Raw genomic sequence first — 13,823 nt, 5'->3', positions numbered from 1 at the left:
GGGGGGGGGGCCGCGGGGGGGGGGGGGGGGGGGGGGGGGGGGGGGGGGGGGGGGGGGGGGGGGGGGGGGGGGGGGGGGGGGGGGGGGGGGGGGGGGGGGGGGGGGGGTCGAGGACGCGGGCGATCAGACCGGCCGCCACCACGCCGCGATCGGTGACGATCAGGGGCCGGCGCACGCCGAGGAGCGCCAGCTCCTCGCCGAGAAGCCGGACGGCGCCGCGCTCGAACTGGATCCGGGTGAGATAGGTGATGAGGCTCATGGGGGACGCTGCCTGTGGGGACCGGGCCCGGCTCGGCGCGCGCGAGCGACCGGAGGACGCCGCGAAGCCCCCATCCGCTCCTCCTGCGCACCTCTTGTCCAGGCGTCGGCCGCCAGCCTAGGCCGCAGGGGCGTCGTGCGGCAAGGGTCCTGCAAGTAGTCCTGCAAGGGTCGGGGCGCGCCGCTCCGCGTCAGGCGCAGGCCAGCCCGGCCGCCTCCAGCAGAGCTTGCGTGCCGAGACCCGTCGAATCGAGGAGCGGCACGCCGGCGAGGGTGGCCGGCAGGCGCCAGCCCGGCAGGTTGGTGCTCCAGATCAGCACCGCGTCGGCGCCCTCGGACACCTCCCAGGCCGCCGCCGCGAGGCGGGCCGGCGCGACCCCGGCGGCGTCGCGATTCTCGGTGATGCCGAGATGGGCGGTCGCCCCGATGCCGATTCCGGCCTTCGCGAACCGGCCGGCCACCAGGGCGGCCTCGTCGGCCCCGCCCTGGACCACGAGGCCGACGCGGCGAAAGCCCTCGCGGTGCATCCGGTCGCGGGCGGCGAGCGCCGTCGTCACCATCGGCAGGCCGGTGCGGGCGGCGACGGCCCGGCACAGGTCCTCGTCCGGGATGAAGCCGAGGGCGGCGCCCCGGGTGGCGTTCCAGCACAGGGCGGCGACGCCGGCCTCGGCCAGAAGGTCGGCGGCATTCAGGAACACCGCCTCGTCGTAGCCCGCCCCCCTGAGCATGCCCCGGTAGGGCACCCGGGCGTAGCAGGCGTCGGCGCGGCCGGCGAGGCGGGCCTCCGTCGCCCGCTCCACCACCCGGTTGGAGGAGGGGAGGATCACCCCGAGGGCCGGGAGGAGCGGGGTCGTCATCGCGGGCGTCCTTCGGTCAGCCGGGCCACCATCACGGCCTGGGTGCGGGCGACGTGGCCCTGCATCAGGGTTCGGGCGCGCTCGGCCTCCCGTGCCCGCAGGGCCTCGAGGATCGCCCGGTGCTCGCCGAGCGATTCGGCCACGCGCCCGTCGGCCGCCAGCGCGAAGTTGCGGGCCCGTTCGAGGCGCGGGAAGGCGCGGCCGTGGGCCTCGGCGATGGCCGGGCTGCGGGCGGCAGTCACGATCAGCCGGTGGGCCTGGCGGTTGAGGCGCGTATAGGCGTCGCGGTCGTCGCGCGCCGCCTCCAGCGCCTCCTGGATCCGGGCGAGGCGATCGAGCTCGGCGGCGGTGATCCGCGCGGCGGCAAGCCCCGCGCAAAAACTCTCCAGCGCCACTTCCAGTTCGAACAGCGGCACGAGGTCGGCGGGATCCAGCGGCGTCACCAGGGCCGCGCGGTTGCGCCTGAGGGTCACGAGCCCCTCGCCGGCCAGCAGCTTCAGCGCCTCCCGCACCGGCGTGCGCGAGACGCCGAGGCGGGCCACGAGGTCGGGCTCGTTCAGCACCTCGCCGGGGCCGAGCAGGTTGAGCAGGATCAGCCGGCGCAGGGCGGCCGCCGCCTGCTCGGTCAGGGAGCGTTCGGGACGCGAGGGGCGGGGAGGAGCATCGTGGGATGAGGTGGGAAGCGAGTCGGCCAAAACGCCCTCTCGTGATGACGCCCTGTTGCGATCGTCAGACCAGCCGCCGCGACAGGCCGGTCAGCCGCTCCATCACGGCGATGCCTCCGATCGTGGCGACGATCAGCACGCCCGAGAGCGCCGCGATGGTCACGTCGAGGCGGCCCTCCAGGTCCTGCCACATGCGGATCGGCAGCATGTCGGTGGCGGCGTCGCGTAGGAAGAGCGAGACCGGGATGTTGTCGAACGAGGCCATGAAGGCGAGGAAGCCGCCGGACAGGATGCCGGGCCGGATCAGCGGCAGGGTGATGCGGCGGAACGTGTAGAGCCGCGACGCGCCGAGGCTCGCCGAGCCTTCGAGCAGACTGGGCTGGAGCTGGGTCAGGGCCGCCACGGTGTTGCGCACCACGTAGGGCACGCAGACCACCGTGTGGCCCAGCACCAGCGTGAACACCGAGACCGGCCAGCCGATGAGCGAGAAGAACATCAGGCTCGACAGGCCGAAGGCGAGGGCCGGCAGGATCAGCGGCGAGAGGAAGAAGCCGTCGAGGAGGCGGGCCGAGAGCCGCGGCGAGCGCGCGACCGCGAGCGCCGCCAGCACCCCGAGGCCGATGGCGAGCACGGTCGCCAGCACCGCCACCGTGAGGCTGTTCTTCAGCGCGTAATGGAGTTGCCAGGCCTCCATCAGCTCGCCGTACCAGCGGAAGGAATAGCCCGGCGGCGGGAAGCGCAGCGACAGCCCGTCGGTGAAGGACACCACCAGCACGATCACCGTGGGGGCGAGCAGCAGCACCACGGCGAGAAGCGCCATCAGGTGCAGGAGGATCTCGAAGCTGAGGCGGTCGAGGGCGGCGGCGAGACGCGACATCGAAAGGGACCTCAGGTCTGGGCGTAGCCGCGGGCGAGCCGCCCGAGCGCGTTGAAGGCCAGCACCACGGCGAGCACCGCGATGAGGAAGATCACCGACATCGCCGCCGCGAAGGGCCAGTTCTGGAGGGCGATGGCCTGCTGGTAGATGTAGCCCGGCATGAACAGCATCTGCCCGCCGCCGATCAGCGACTGGGTGATGAACCCGGAGATCGCCGCCGCGAAGGTGAGGACCGAGCCGGCGATGAGGCCCGGCAGGCAGAGCGGCAGCGTCACGCGCAGGAAGGTGCGCCAGCGCCCGGCGCCCAGCGCCTCCGAGGCGTCCCACAGGCTCGGATCGATGCGCGCGAGCGCCGTCATCAGCGGCAGCACCATCAGGGGCATCTGGACCTGTGCCAGAGCCGCGACGAGGCCGCCCTCGGCGTAGAGGAGCCGCAGCGGCGTCTCGATGAGGCCGAGGGACGACAGGAGGCTGTTGAGCACCCCCTGGCGCCCCAGGATCACGATCCACGCGAAGGTGCGGATGACGACGCTGGTGAGGAGCGGCGTCAGCACCGCCAGGATGATCACGCCCCGCACCCAGCCCCCGGCCCGGGTGGCGACCAGTGCCAGCGGCAGGCCGAGCACCAGGCAGGCCGCCGTGACCTTGAGCCCGAGCCACAGCGTGCCGAGGAGCACGCCGAGGCTGAATCCGTCACCGAGGAACGCCGCGTATTGCGACAGGCCGTAACCGCCATCCGCGCCGCGGAGCGACAGGGCCAGCAACGCGACGAGAGGCGCGGCGAAGAACGCCGCGAAGAACACGGCGAGCGGGCTCGCCAGCCGCAGGGGGTAGGTGGTGACGTCCGGCAGAGCCACGGAAAGAACTCCTTCGACGGCTTCGACGTGATCCGTACAGTCGAGGTAGAGCGCGTCTCCCCTCTCCCACTCGGGAGAGGGGATCTCGCGCTTTATCTTGAAAGCAGCAGATCACGAAGAAGCGACATTACAACTTGATCTCGCGGTTGAACCGCTCGATCCAGGCCGGGCGCTGGGCGTTGATGGTCTTCCAGTCCTGGAACACGAACTTCTTCTTCAGGTCGTCGGTGTCCTTCGCCAGCACCTTGGCGATCTCGCCGGTCATCTTTACCTTGGCGTTGGTCGGCACGATCAGGTAGGGCGCCTGCATCAGCCGGGTCTGGACCGGCTCGGAGATCGCCGCCTCGATCAGCTTGAAGGCGAGCTCGCGGTTGGGCGAATTCTTGACGATCTGGATCGCGGTCTTGAAGGCGATGGCGCCTTCCTTGGGCGCCACGAATTCCACCGGCACGCCCTTGGCCTTCAGGATCTGGATCGCGTTGAAGTTGCCGGGCGAGATGTCGACCTGGCCCTGCTGAAAGAGGGTGGCGAGCGCGCCGGGATTGGCCGCCACCGCCGAGAGGTTGGGCTTCAGCTTGTCCATCGCCTTGAAGGCGGGGTCGATGTTCGCTTCCGAGCCGCCATGCATCTTGGCGATCTCGACCATGAAGCCGGTACCCAGCGTCGAGTTCATGTTGGTGATGCCGACCCGGCCCTTGTATTCGGGCCGCCACAGGTCGGCCCAGGAGGTCGGCGGGGTCTTCACCGTGTCGGGGTTGTAGGTCAGGCCGACGACCTGGAAGAAGGCCGCCGGGCCGTGCGGGTCCTGCGCGTCGGGGATCAGGTCCTTGAACGCGGCGCTGCGCTCGACGGGGAAGGGCTCGACCAGATCCTGGGCGAGGGCGGTGAGCGCCGGGCCGGGATCGTGCAGCATCACGTCGATCGGCGGGTTGGCCTTGGCGGCCGAGACCTTGGCGATCTGGTCGACCGACAGCATCGGGTCGAGGACGATCGGCGCGTTGCCCGTCTCCTTGCGGAAGGCCGGGACCAGCACGGCCTTGTGCGCCTCCTCCCAGCTCCCCGTGAAGGTGGCGAAGACGAGGGGCCGCGCCTGCGCGAAGGACAGGCCGGGAAACAGCTCCATCGCGCCGAGCGACAGGGCGGTGGTGAGGAGGGTGCGGCGATCGAGCATCGACAGGGCTCCTTGGTCGGAAAGAATCAGGCGGCGGCCGGGAAGGCGGAGGCGAGGCCGGGGGCGACGGCGATGCGCACCGGCGTGCCGGGCGCGCGCAGGGCTGCGCCGCCGAGGCGCGGCTCGGCGATCTTGAGCGGGCGTCCGGCGCCGACCCGGACCTCGTGGACGACGGTGGGACCCAGCGGCAGCGCCATCTCGACGACGCCCGCGATGCCGTCCTCGCCCTCCGTGAGGCGCAGGTGCTCGGGCCGCAGGCACAGGGTCACCCGCGCGCCCGGCGCCATCGGGCGGGCGAGCGGGCGTGCCACCACTTCGCCGCCGGCATCGAGGGCGATGCGCGGGCCCTGCGCGTCCCCGCCGACGAGCACGCCCGGCACGGCATTGGCCGAGCCGACGAAGGTGTTGACGAAGAGCGTGTCCGGCGCGTCGTAGACGGTGGTCGGGGCGGCGAACTGCTCGAGCCGCCCGTTCGAGAGCACCGCCACCCGGTCGGACAGCGACAGGGCCTCCTCCTGGTCGTGGGTGACCAGGAGCGTGGTGACTCCGGCGACGCGCTGGAGCCGCTTCACCTCGATCTGCATGTCGAGGCGCAGGTTCTTGTCGAGGGCCGCGAAGGGCTCGTCGAGGAGCAGCACCGCCGGGCGGATGGCGAGGGCGCGCGCCAGCGCCACGCGCTGCTGCTGCCCGCCCGAGAGCTGGCGCGGGTAGCGCGCCCCGGCATGGCCGAGCTGCACGAGGTCGAGCAGGCGCCTGGCCTCCGCCGCCTGCTCCGCTCGCGGGGCGCCCCGGGCCGCGAGGCCGTAGGCGACGTTCTCGGCCACCGTCAGGTGCGGGAAGAGGGCGTAGTTCTGGAAGACGATGCCGACGGCGCGCCGGCTCGGCGGCAGGGCATCAATGATCTCGTCGCCGACGATCACCCGCCCCTCGGTCTGGCGCAGGAAGCCGGCGACGATGCGCAGCAAGGTGGTCTTGCCGCAGCCCGACGGCCCGAGCAGCGAGATCAGCTCGCCGCCGCGGATGTCGAGGTTGATGTTTTCGACGGCGACCGCGCCGCCATACCGATGGGTGATGCCGTCGAGCACGACGGAGCGGCCCTCCGCCTGACCCTGGCTGCGTCGTCCGGTTGCTGTCACGGTGAGGCCTTCCTGCGGCATCGATCTTGCTGCCGGATGGCTCGCAAATCGTATGCCATTTTCGGGAAAGCCCATGTCCAGCTGTCACTTGAGCAACGGAGCGACCGCATGAGCACGGAGCTGTGGCGCCTCTCGGCGATCGAGCTCGGCCGGCTCTTCGCCGATGGGCGGGCCTCGCCGGTCGATGCCCTGGAGGCCGCGCAGGCCCGGGCCGCCGTCTGGGAGCCGCACCTGAACGCGCTCTCGCGCGACAATCCCCGCGCGCGATCGGAGGCCGAGGCGAGCGCCGCGCGCTGGCGGGCGGGCGCGCCGCTCTCGCCCCTCGACGGGGTGCCGATGACCGTGAAGGAATTTCTGGTCACCGAGGGGATGCCCTCGACCTATGCCGAGCCGGGCGAGGCGCCGGCTGCCGGCGAGGACGAACTGCCGGTCGCCCGCATGCGGCGGGCCGGCCTCGTGACCCTCGCCAAGACCACGATGCCGGAATTCGCCGTGCAGGGTTTTACGGCATCTGCCCGTTTCGGCGTCACCCGCAACCCGTGGGACACGCGCCTCACCCCCGGCGGCTCGACCGGCGGGGGGGCCGCCGCGACGGCTGCCGGCTACGCACCGATCGCGCTCGGCACCGATGGTGGCGGCTCGCTGCGCCGGCCTGCGGCGCATACCGGCCTCGTCGGCCTCAAGAGCAGCCTCGGCCGGGTGCCGCGGCTGGGCGGCCTGCCCTCGCCGCTCCTCGATTTCGAGGTCGCGGGCGCGCTCACCCGCACGGTTGCCGACACCCGGGCGGTGCTGCACCTGATGCAGGGGGCCGACCCGCGGGTGCTGTGGTCGGGCTTCGCGGCGGCGCCCCGGCATGACCGCCCGTTGCGCGCCCGCTACGTCGAGCGCATCGGCGACGCTCCCCTCGATCCGGTCATCGCGAGCGCGTGCCGACGGGCGCTCGCCGACCTCGACGCGATCGGCGTCGCGGTCGAGGAAGGCCCGCTGCCCGTCGAGATCGCCGGGCTGAACGCCCTGTGGCCCGAGATCGGCAAGATCGGCATCGCCCGGCTGTTCGCGGCCGATCCGGCGCTGGCGGCACGGGCGAGCGCGCCCTACCGGGCGATGGCCGAGGAGGGCGCACGGGCGCCCGCGACGCTGCTCTGCGACATCCTCGATCGGGTCCGGGCCCTGCGCAACGCCGCGAACGCCGCCCTGACTGAGATCGACCTCGTCGTCACCCCCGCGGCGGCGGCGATGCCCTGGACGGCGGACGCGGTCTATCCGGAGGTGATCGACGGGCAGCCGGTCGGCCCGCGCGGCCACGCGGTCTATTCGGGCTGGGTCAACGCCGCGGCGCTGCCGGCCTTGAGCCTGCCGGTCGATCCCGCGCCGGACGGCCTACCGATCGGCCTGCATCTCGTGGCGGGGTTCGGCCGCGACGACCTGCTCCTCGACGTGGCGGAGGCGCTCGAAACCCGCCGGCCCTTCGCGGATCGCTGGCCGGTCCTGCCCGGGGAGGTCTCCCGATGAGCGGCGGCATCTCGGTCCACGCCGTCGACGTGGCGGAGGGCCGCCCGGCGCTCGGCCTGACGGTGACCCTGGCGGTGATCGAGGCGGCGGGTCCGCGCGTGATCGCCCAAGGGGTGATCGGGCCGGACGGCAGCTTCGACCATCCGGTCGTGCGCGGCGTCGGGATCGGGCCCGGCACCTACGAGGCGGTGTTCCATCTCGGCGACTACTTCACCGCGCAAGGGAAGCCGGGGCCGCACTTCCTCGACCGGGTGCCGTTCCGCTTCACGGTGGTGGAGGCGCGCGAGCACCACCACCTGCCGCTGAAGTTCACGCGCTTCGGCTACGCGGTTTTTCGGGGCGTCTGACCCCACCGCGGAGCAGGGGAGAGAGCTCGCCGAAGGGCGCGGGCCGGCCGAACAGGAAGCCCTGCGCCGCGACGCAGCCCGCCTCCCGCAGGGCGGCGAGCTGGGCGTCGGTCTCGACGCCCTTGGCGGTCGCCCGCATGCCGAGCGCGCCCGCCAGGGCGACCACCGCCCGCACGAAATCCGCCGTCTCCGGCGTCGCCACCGAGGCGGCCAGCGCCCGGTCGAGCTTGACCTGGCCGAAGGGCAGGCGCCGCAGGGCGCCGAGGGAAGAGGCGCCGGCACCGAAGGCGTCGAAGGCGATCCCGACCCCAAGGGCGGCGAGGTCCTTCAGCCGTCCGCTCTCCGCCGCGATGGCCGCCTCGGCGACGTCGAGTTCGAGGCGCTCCGGGGGCTGACCCGTCGCCAGGACCGCGTCCCGGACCGCGGCGACGAAGCCCGCCTGGCGCAGCTGTCCTCCTGCGACGTTCACCACCAGGCGGATCTCCGGCGGCATCGCTGCGCTCTCGGCGAGGGCGGTGCGCAGGATCCATTCGCCGAGCGGCGCGATCAGCCCGGTCTCCTCGGCGAGCGGCAGGAAGGCGGCCGGCGCCAGGGTGCCGCGGGTCGGGTGGTGCCACCGCGCCAGCGCCTCGAGCGCGGTCACCCGCCCGGTCGCGAGGTCGAAGACCGGCTGGTAGTGCAGCGAGAACGCGCCGCCGCGCAGGCCCTCGCGCAGATCCGCCTCGTTGCGGCGGCGCTCCTCCGCGGCCCGGTCCATCGCGGCGGCGAAGTGCCGGTAGGTGTTGCGGCCTTCCGATTTCGCCCGGTAGAGCGCGAGGTCGCCCCGCTTGAGCAGGGTGTCGCCGTCGAGCCCGTGCTCGGGCGCGAAGGCGATGCCGATGCTGACGCCGATCACCGCCTCCTGCCCGCCGAGATCGACCGGCCGGCGCAGGGCCGCGACCAGCCGCTCGGCGGTGGCGGCGGCACTGTGGGCATCCGCCTCGCCGCCGAGCAGGATCGCGAACTCGTCGCCGCCGAGGCGCGCCGGCAGGTCCTCGCGGCGCAGGCAGGCGCGGATGCGCCCCGCCACCTCGCGCAGCAGGGTATCGCCGGCGAGGTGGCCGAGCGTGTCGTTGACCGCCTTGAAGGCGTCGAGGTCGAGGCAGAGCAGGCCGCAGGTCCCGCCGTGGCGCCGCAGGGCGGCGAGGCGCTGGTCGAGGCTGTCGCGAAACAGCGCCCGGTTCGGCAGCCCGGTCAGGGCGTCGTGCCGGGCCATGTGGGTCACCTGGGCCTCGGCGGCCTTGCGGGCGGTGATGTCGGTATAGGTCCGCACGGCGCCGCCGGTCGGCAGCGGCACGGTGCGGATCTCCAGCACGGTCCCGTTCGCCCGCTCGTGCTCGTAGGTGCGGGGCTGGATCGCCAGCGGGGCGTGCGCCAGGACCTCGCGGAGCGTGCCGTCGCACCGCGCGAAGTCGTCCTGTGCCAGCTGGTGTCGGCGCACGGCGTCGAAGCTCGGGGCCGCGCGCATCATCTCCCGCGGCAGGTCGAGGAGCGCGAGGGCGCGCTCGTTGCAAACCCGGACCGCCCCAGCCTCGTCGATCATCAGGAGGCCCTGGTCCATATGCGCGAGGGTGGCGTCGAGGAGGGCGGTGCTGGCGCGCAGCTCGGCCTCCGCCCGGTCGATCTCGGTCACGTCCTGGACGCTGCCGAACAGGGCGACGACCGTGCCCGCCTCGTCCTCCTGGCAGATGCCGTGCGAGACGACGACCCGCTCCTCGCCGTCCCGCCGCACCAGCCGGGCCTTGAAGTGGAAGCCCGTCCGCCGCTCGCGCGCCTCCACCACGAGGCCCGCGATGCGTTCCCTGTCATCCGGATGGTAGTAGGTCAGGGCCTCCGCGATGCCGGAGGCGGGGTCGCCCGGCGCCCTCCCGTGCAGGCGGCAGACCTCGTCCGACCAGGTCATGGCTCCGGAGGCGAGATCGACGCGCCAATGGCCGATATGGGCCATCTGCTCGGCCAGACTCAGGTTGCGGTTGGCCTCCGACAGGGCCGCCTCGCTCGCCCGCCGGCGTGCGGCCTCGGTCTCGCTGGCGACGCGGGCCTCGTAGTGGCGCAGCTGGGCCACCACCACCTCGCCGAGATCGCGCAGGCGCTCCAGCTCCGCGGGCGGCAATTGCCGCGGAACCGTATCGCCGATGCACAACGTGCCGAGGGGCAGGCCCGGCCGGAGAAACAGGGGAATGCCGGCATAGAACCGCATGCGGAACGGGCCGTTCACGATCGCCCGGTCGCGGAACCGGGGATCGGCCGTGGCATCCACGACCACCAGGGGGGCGTCGCTCAGGATGGCGTGGTCGCAGAAGGCCGCGCCCCGGGGCGTCGGACCGAAGGTGATGCCCGAGGCGGCCTTGCACCAGAGCCGGTCGGCATCGACCAGCGATACCCAGGCATGGGGGACGGAGAACAGCGTGCACGCCAGCCGGCAGACCGCATCGAAATGCGCCTCGGGCGGCGTATCGAGGATGCCGAGGGCGTGCAGGGCGGAGAGGCGCTCGGCCTCGCGGGGGGGAACGAGATGCACCGCGACGCTCCTGTCCGACCCGGAAGGCCGGAACGCGATCCGTGGGCAGTCCAAGAATAGCCAAAACCCTAAGACCGCGTTAATCTGCGCCGGATGCCCGCCTTCGCAAGAGCGTCGCCGCCGGTCAAGATCCCTCGGCCGCCGGGAAAGATCCAGCCTGGATCGAGGGTCCGGGATGCACGGCGCCTCACGGCACCGCGACACGCAACCGACCCCCGGAGCTAGGCGGTTGGACTGGTCTCTACCTCCGGCTGGGGCGACGCGATTGCCCGGCCCCACCCGGCCATTTCCCCTTCGTCACGACGCTTGCGCCGTCAGCGCCCGGCTGATCACGATGCGCTGGACGTCGCTCGTCCCCTCGTAGATCTGGCACACCCGCACATCGCGGTAGATCTGCTCGACCGGGTAGTCGGCGAGATAGCCGTAGCCGCCGTGGATCTGGATCGCATCGGAGCAGACGGCTTCCGCCATCTCGGAGGCGAAGAGCTTGGCCATCGCCGCCTCCTTGAGGCAGGGCTGCCCGGCATCGCGCAGGCGCGCCGCGTTCAGCACCAGCAGTCGCGCCGCCTCGATCTTCGTCGCCATGTCGGCAAGCCGGAAGGCGACCGCCTGGTGCCCCGTCAGCTTCTGGCCGAAGGTCTCGCGCTCGCCCGCATAGGCCAGAGCCGCCTCGAACGCCGCGCGGGCCATGCCGACCGCCTGGGCGGCGATGCCGATGCGCCCGCCCTCGAGATTGGCGAGCGCGATCTTCAGCCCCTCGCCCTCCTGGCCGAGCATCAGGTCGGGGGTCAGCTCCATGTCCTCGAACACGATCTGGGCCGTGTCCGAGCAGCGCTGGCCGAGCTTGTGCTCGATCCGCGCCACCTTGTAGCCGGGGGTCTTGGTCGGCACGATGAAGGCCGAGATGCCGCGCTTGCCCGCCTCGGGGTCGGTCACCGCGAACACGATGGCGAGGTCGGCATTCGCCCCCGAGGTGATGAACTGCTTGGTGCCCGAGAGCACCCAGGCATTGCCGGAGCGGCGCGCCCGGGTCTTGAGCGCGGCGGCGTCCGAGCCGGCGCCGGGCTCGGTCAGGCAGAAGGCGCCGAGCTGCTCGCCGCGGGCCAGCGGTCCGAGGAACCGCGCCTTCTGCTCGTCGCTGCCGAACTTCAGGATCGGCATGCAGCCGACCGAGTTGTGCACGCTCATCACGGTCGAGACCGCGCCGTCGCCCGCCGCCACCTCCTCGATGGCGAGCGCGTAGGCGACGTGGTCGGCCGCCGCGCCCCCGTGCTCCTCGGGCACCAGCATGCCCATGAAGCCGAGCGCCCCCATCTCGGCGATCGCCTCGCGGGGAAAGCGCGCCTCCCGGTCCCACTCGGCCGAGAACGGCTTCAGCCGCTCGCGCGCGAAGCTGCGGGCGGTGTCGCGGATCAGAATCTGGTCGTCGCTCAGCATCGCCCGATCCTCTACTTCGGCTGCATGCGCAAAGCCCCGTCGAGGCGGATGACCTCGCCGTTGAGCATCGGGTTGTCGATGATCGCCATCGCGAGCCTCGCATATTCCTCCGGCTTGCCGAGGCGCGAGGGGAACGGCACCGCGGCGCCGAGGGAATCCTGCACCTCCGGCGGCAGGCCGCGCAGCATCGGCGTCTCGAAGATGCCGGGCGCGATGGCGCAGACCCGGATGCCGGCGGGGGCGAATTCCCGCGCCGCCGGCAGGGTCAGGCCGACGATGCCGGCCTTCGAGGAGGCGTAGGCCGCCTGGCCCACCTGGCCCTCGTAGGCCGCGACCGAGGCGGTGGAGATGATGACGCCGCGCTCGCCGCCCTCCAGCGGATCGAGCGCGAGGGCACCGGCCGCCACGAGGCGCATCAGGTTGAAGCTGCCGATCAGGTTGACCTGGATCACCTTCGCATAGGCCTGGAGATCGAGGGGGCCGTTGCGCCCGACGATCCGGCCGGCGGTGGCGACGCCGGCGCAATTGACCAGGATGCGGGCGGGGCCATGCGCCTCGGCCGCGCGAGCGACCGCCGTCTCTGCGCTCGCCGCATCGGCGACGTCGCAGGCGAGGGCGATCCCGCCGATCTCGCCGGCGACCTCCGCGGCGGCGCCCTCGTTGAGATCGAGGAGCGCGACCCGCGCGCCCGCCGCCGCCAGCGCCCGACCGGTCGCCGCGCCGAGGCCCGACCCGCCGCCCGTGACGATCGCGGCTACGCCGTTGACGTTCATGCCTTGTCCTCCCGTATCGCGGGCCCCACTCGTCCGGTGGATGTGCCCCGTCGTGCCTTCGCGCCGCCTCGTCTCCCGCCCATGGCGACGGGCGGACCGGTCTGCTACGCGATGGCATCGTTGGCCCCATCGCTATGGGGCGGACCTGCCATCGTCAAGGCGCGCCGGATCAGGCGACGACAAGCGCCGGGCGGAGGAGGTCAGGGGAGGACAACGCATGGACCCGTCGCACCAGGCCGGGCAGGGCGGACCGCTCGCCGGCCTTCGCATCGTCGAATTCGCGGGCATCGGCCCCGGCCCGTTCGCGGCGATGCTGCTCGCCGATATGGGCGCCGATCTCGTGCGGCTCGACCGGCCCGGGGGCAGCGATCCCTACTCGAAGAACGTGGTGGCGCGGGGGCGCCCGAGCGTGACGGTAGACCTGAAGGATCCGGCCGACCTCGCCGGCACCCTGTCGCTGCTCGATCGTGCCGATGCCCTGATCGAGGGGTTTCGCCCCGGCGTGATGGAGCGGCTCGGCCTCGGGCCCGACGTGGTACTCGCCCGCAACCCGCGCCTCGTCTACGGCCGCATGACCGGCTGGGGCCAGGATGGGCCCCTCGCCAAGGCGGCGGGGCACGACATCACCTATCTGGCGGTGACCGGTGCGCTGGCGGCGATCGGCCCCGAGGAGCGGCCGGTACCGCCGCTCAACCTCGTCGGCGACTACGGCGGCGGCGCGCTCTATCTCGTCGCCGGGATTCTCGCCGGGCTGCTCTCGGCCGGCCGGACCGGTCGCGGACAGGTGGTCGACGCGGCGATCTGCGACGGTGCCGCCTCCCTCATGGCGATGTTCTCGGAACTGGCCTCGCAAGGGCGCTGGAGAGACCGGCGCGAGGTCAACCTCCTCGACGGCGGCGCGCCCTGGTACCGCAGCTATGCCTGCAGCGACGGTCGCCACGTCGCGCTCGGGCCGCTCGAACCGCAGTTCTATGCGCTCTTCCGACGCCTGACCGGCCTCGCCGACGACCCGGATTTCGACCACCGCGACGACCCGGCGATGTGGCCGACCCTGCGGTGCAAGCTCGAGACCCTGTTCTCCGGGCGGACCCGGGACGAGTGGTGCCGGCTTCTCGAGGGGACGGATGCCTGCCTGGCGCCGGTCCTCGCCCTCGGCGAGGCCCCGAGCCATCCGCACCTCGCGGCGCGCCGGACCTTCGTCACCCATGACGGCACAGTGCAGCCCGCCCCTGCGCCCCGCTTCTCCGCGACGCCCTCGGCGATCAGATCGGTGTCCGGGCCGCTGACGCTCGCGGAGGCCATGCGGCGCTGGAGCGGGGAGGGGAGTTCGAGAAGCTGAGCCGGAGAAAGGATGTTGACCGCCCGAATCGGTG

General features: G+C 72.8%; 12 protein-coding genes. 3 read left to right on the top strand and 9 right to left on the bottom strand.

The window, feature by feature from the left end; genetic code table 11:
• Positions 1-449 precede the first annotated feature (449 nt).
• From QR78_RS24990 to QR78_RS24965, 6 genes are all read right to left on the bottom strand, one after another.
• Entirely contained in the window at positions 450-1,115 is a 666-nt protein-coding gene (locus QR78_RS24990; RefSeq protein ID WP_048430302.1) for a hypothetical protein, read from the bottom strand.
• Complete coding sequence (locus tag QR78_RS24985) at positions 1,112-1,810, bottom strand: GntR family transcriptional regulator (RefSeq protein WP_053221072.1); 699 nt, start codon at positions 1,808-1,810, stop codon at positions 1,112-1,114. The genes QR78_RS24990 and QR78_RS24985 overlap by 4 nt, the downstream gene beginning before the upstream one ends.
• A gap of 34 nt (positions 1,811-1,844) precedes the next feature.
• The gene (locus tag QR78_RS24980; protein ID WP_048430301.1) at positions 1,845-2,657 is read right to left on the bottom strand and encodes an ABC transporter permease; all 813 of its coding nucleotides are present in this window, start codon (positions 2,655-2,657) and stop codon (positions 1,845-1,847) included.
• An 11-nt stretch (positions 2,658-2,668) separates the two neighbouring features.
• Positions 2,669-3,514: an ABC transporter permease gene (locus QR78_RS24975; protein WP_048430300.1), complete on the bottom strand. Its 846-nt coding sequence runs from the start codon at positions 3,512-3,514 to the stop codon at positions 2,669-2,671.
• Between the two features lie 127 nt (positions 3,515-3,641).
• Positions 3,642-4,685 carry an ABC transporter substrate-binding protein gene (locus QR78_RS24970; protein ID WP_048430299.1) on the bottom strand — a complete coding sequence of 348 codons (1,044 nt, stop codon included), beginning with the start codon at positions 4,683-4,685 and terminating at the stop codon, positions 3,642-3,644.
• A 26-nt stretch (positions 4,686-4,711) separates the two neighbouring features.
• A complete protein-coding gene (locus QR78_RS24965) occupies positions 4,712-5,842 on the bottom strand; it encodes an ABC transporter ATP-binding protein (RefSeq protein ID WP_048430298.1) in 1,131 nt (376 codons plus the stop codon).
• Between the two features lie 87 nt (positions 5,843-5,929).
• On the opposite strand from QR78_RS24965, the gene QR78_RS24960 reads away from it, so the two are divergent.
• On the top strand, positions 5,930-7,333 hold the full coding sequence (locus QR78_RS24960) for an amidase (RefSeq protein ID WP_048430297.1): 1,404 nt from the start codon (positions 5,930-5,932) through the stop codon (positions 7,331-7,333).
• The gene (locus QR78_RS24955; protein WP_048430296.1) at positions 7,330-7,680 is read left to right on the top strand and encodes a hydroxyisourate hydrolase; all 351 of its coding nucleotides are present in this window, start codon (positions 7,330-7,332) and stop codon (positions 7,678-7,680) included. Before QR78_RS24960 ends, QR78_RS24955 begins: the two co-directional genes overlap by 4 nt.
• On the opposite strand, the gene QR78_RS24950 is transcribed toward QR78_RS24955, so the two are convergent.
• The 3 genes from QR78_RS24950 to QR78_RS24940 form a co-directional block, all read right to left on the bottom strand.
• Positions 7,643-10,240 carry a sensor domain-containing phosphodiesterase gene (locus QR78_RS24950; protein ID WP_053221071.1) on the bottom strand — a complete coding sequence of 866 codons (2,598 nt, stop codon included), beginning with the start codon at positions 10,238-10,240 and terminating at the stop codon, positions 7,643-7,645. The two genes, QR78_RS24955 and QR78_RS24950, sit on opposite strands and share 38 nt — an antisense overlap.
• Before the next feature lie 297 nt (positions 10,241-10,537).
• Complete coding sequence (locus tag QR78_RS24945) at positions 10,538-11,677, bottom strand: acyl-CoA dehydrogenase family protein (RefSeq protein WP_048430295.1); 1,140 nt, start codon at positions 11,675-11,677, stop codon at positions 10,538-10,540.
• 11 nt (positions 11,678-11,688) lie between these two features.
• On the bottom strand, positions 11,689-12,450 hold the full coding sequence (locus QR78_RS24940; protein ID WP_048430294.1) for an SDR family NAD(P)-dependent oxidoreductase: 762 nt from the start codon (positions 12,448-12,450) through the stop codon (positions 11,689-11,691).
• 217 nt (positions 12,451-12,667) lie between these two features.
• On the opposite strand from QR78_RS24940, the gene QR78_RS24935 reads away from it, so the two are divergent.
• Positions 12,668-13,789 carry a CaiB/BaiF CoA transferase family protein gene (locus tag QR78_RS24935; protein WP_048430293.1) on the top strand — a complete coding sequence of 374 codons (1,122 nt, stop codon included), beginning with the start codon at positions 12,668-12,670 and terminating at the stop codon, positions 13,787-13,789.
• The last annotated feature ends 34 nt before the right edge of the window (positions 13,790-13,823 follow it).

It is taken from the genome of Methylobacterium indicum (assembly GCF_001043895.1).
Lineage (GTDB): Bacteria > Pseudomonadota > Alphaproteobacteria > Rhizobiales > Beijerinckiaceae > Methylobacterium > Methylobacterium indicum.
The sequence above is the reverse complement of the archived record's forward strand: the minus strand, read 5'-3'. Positions and strand labels throughout refer to the sequence as shown.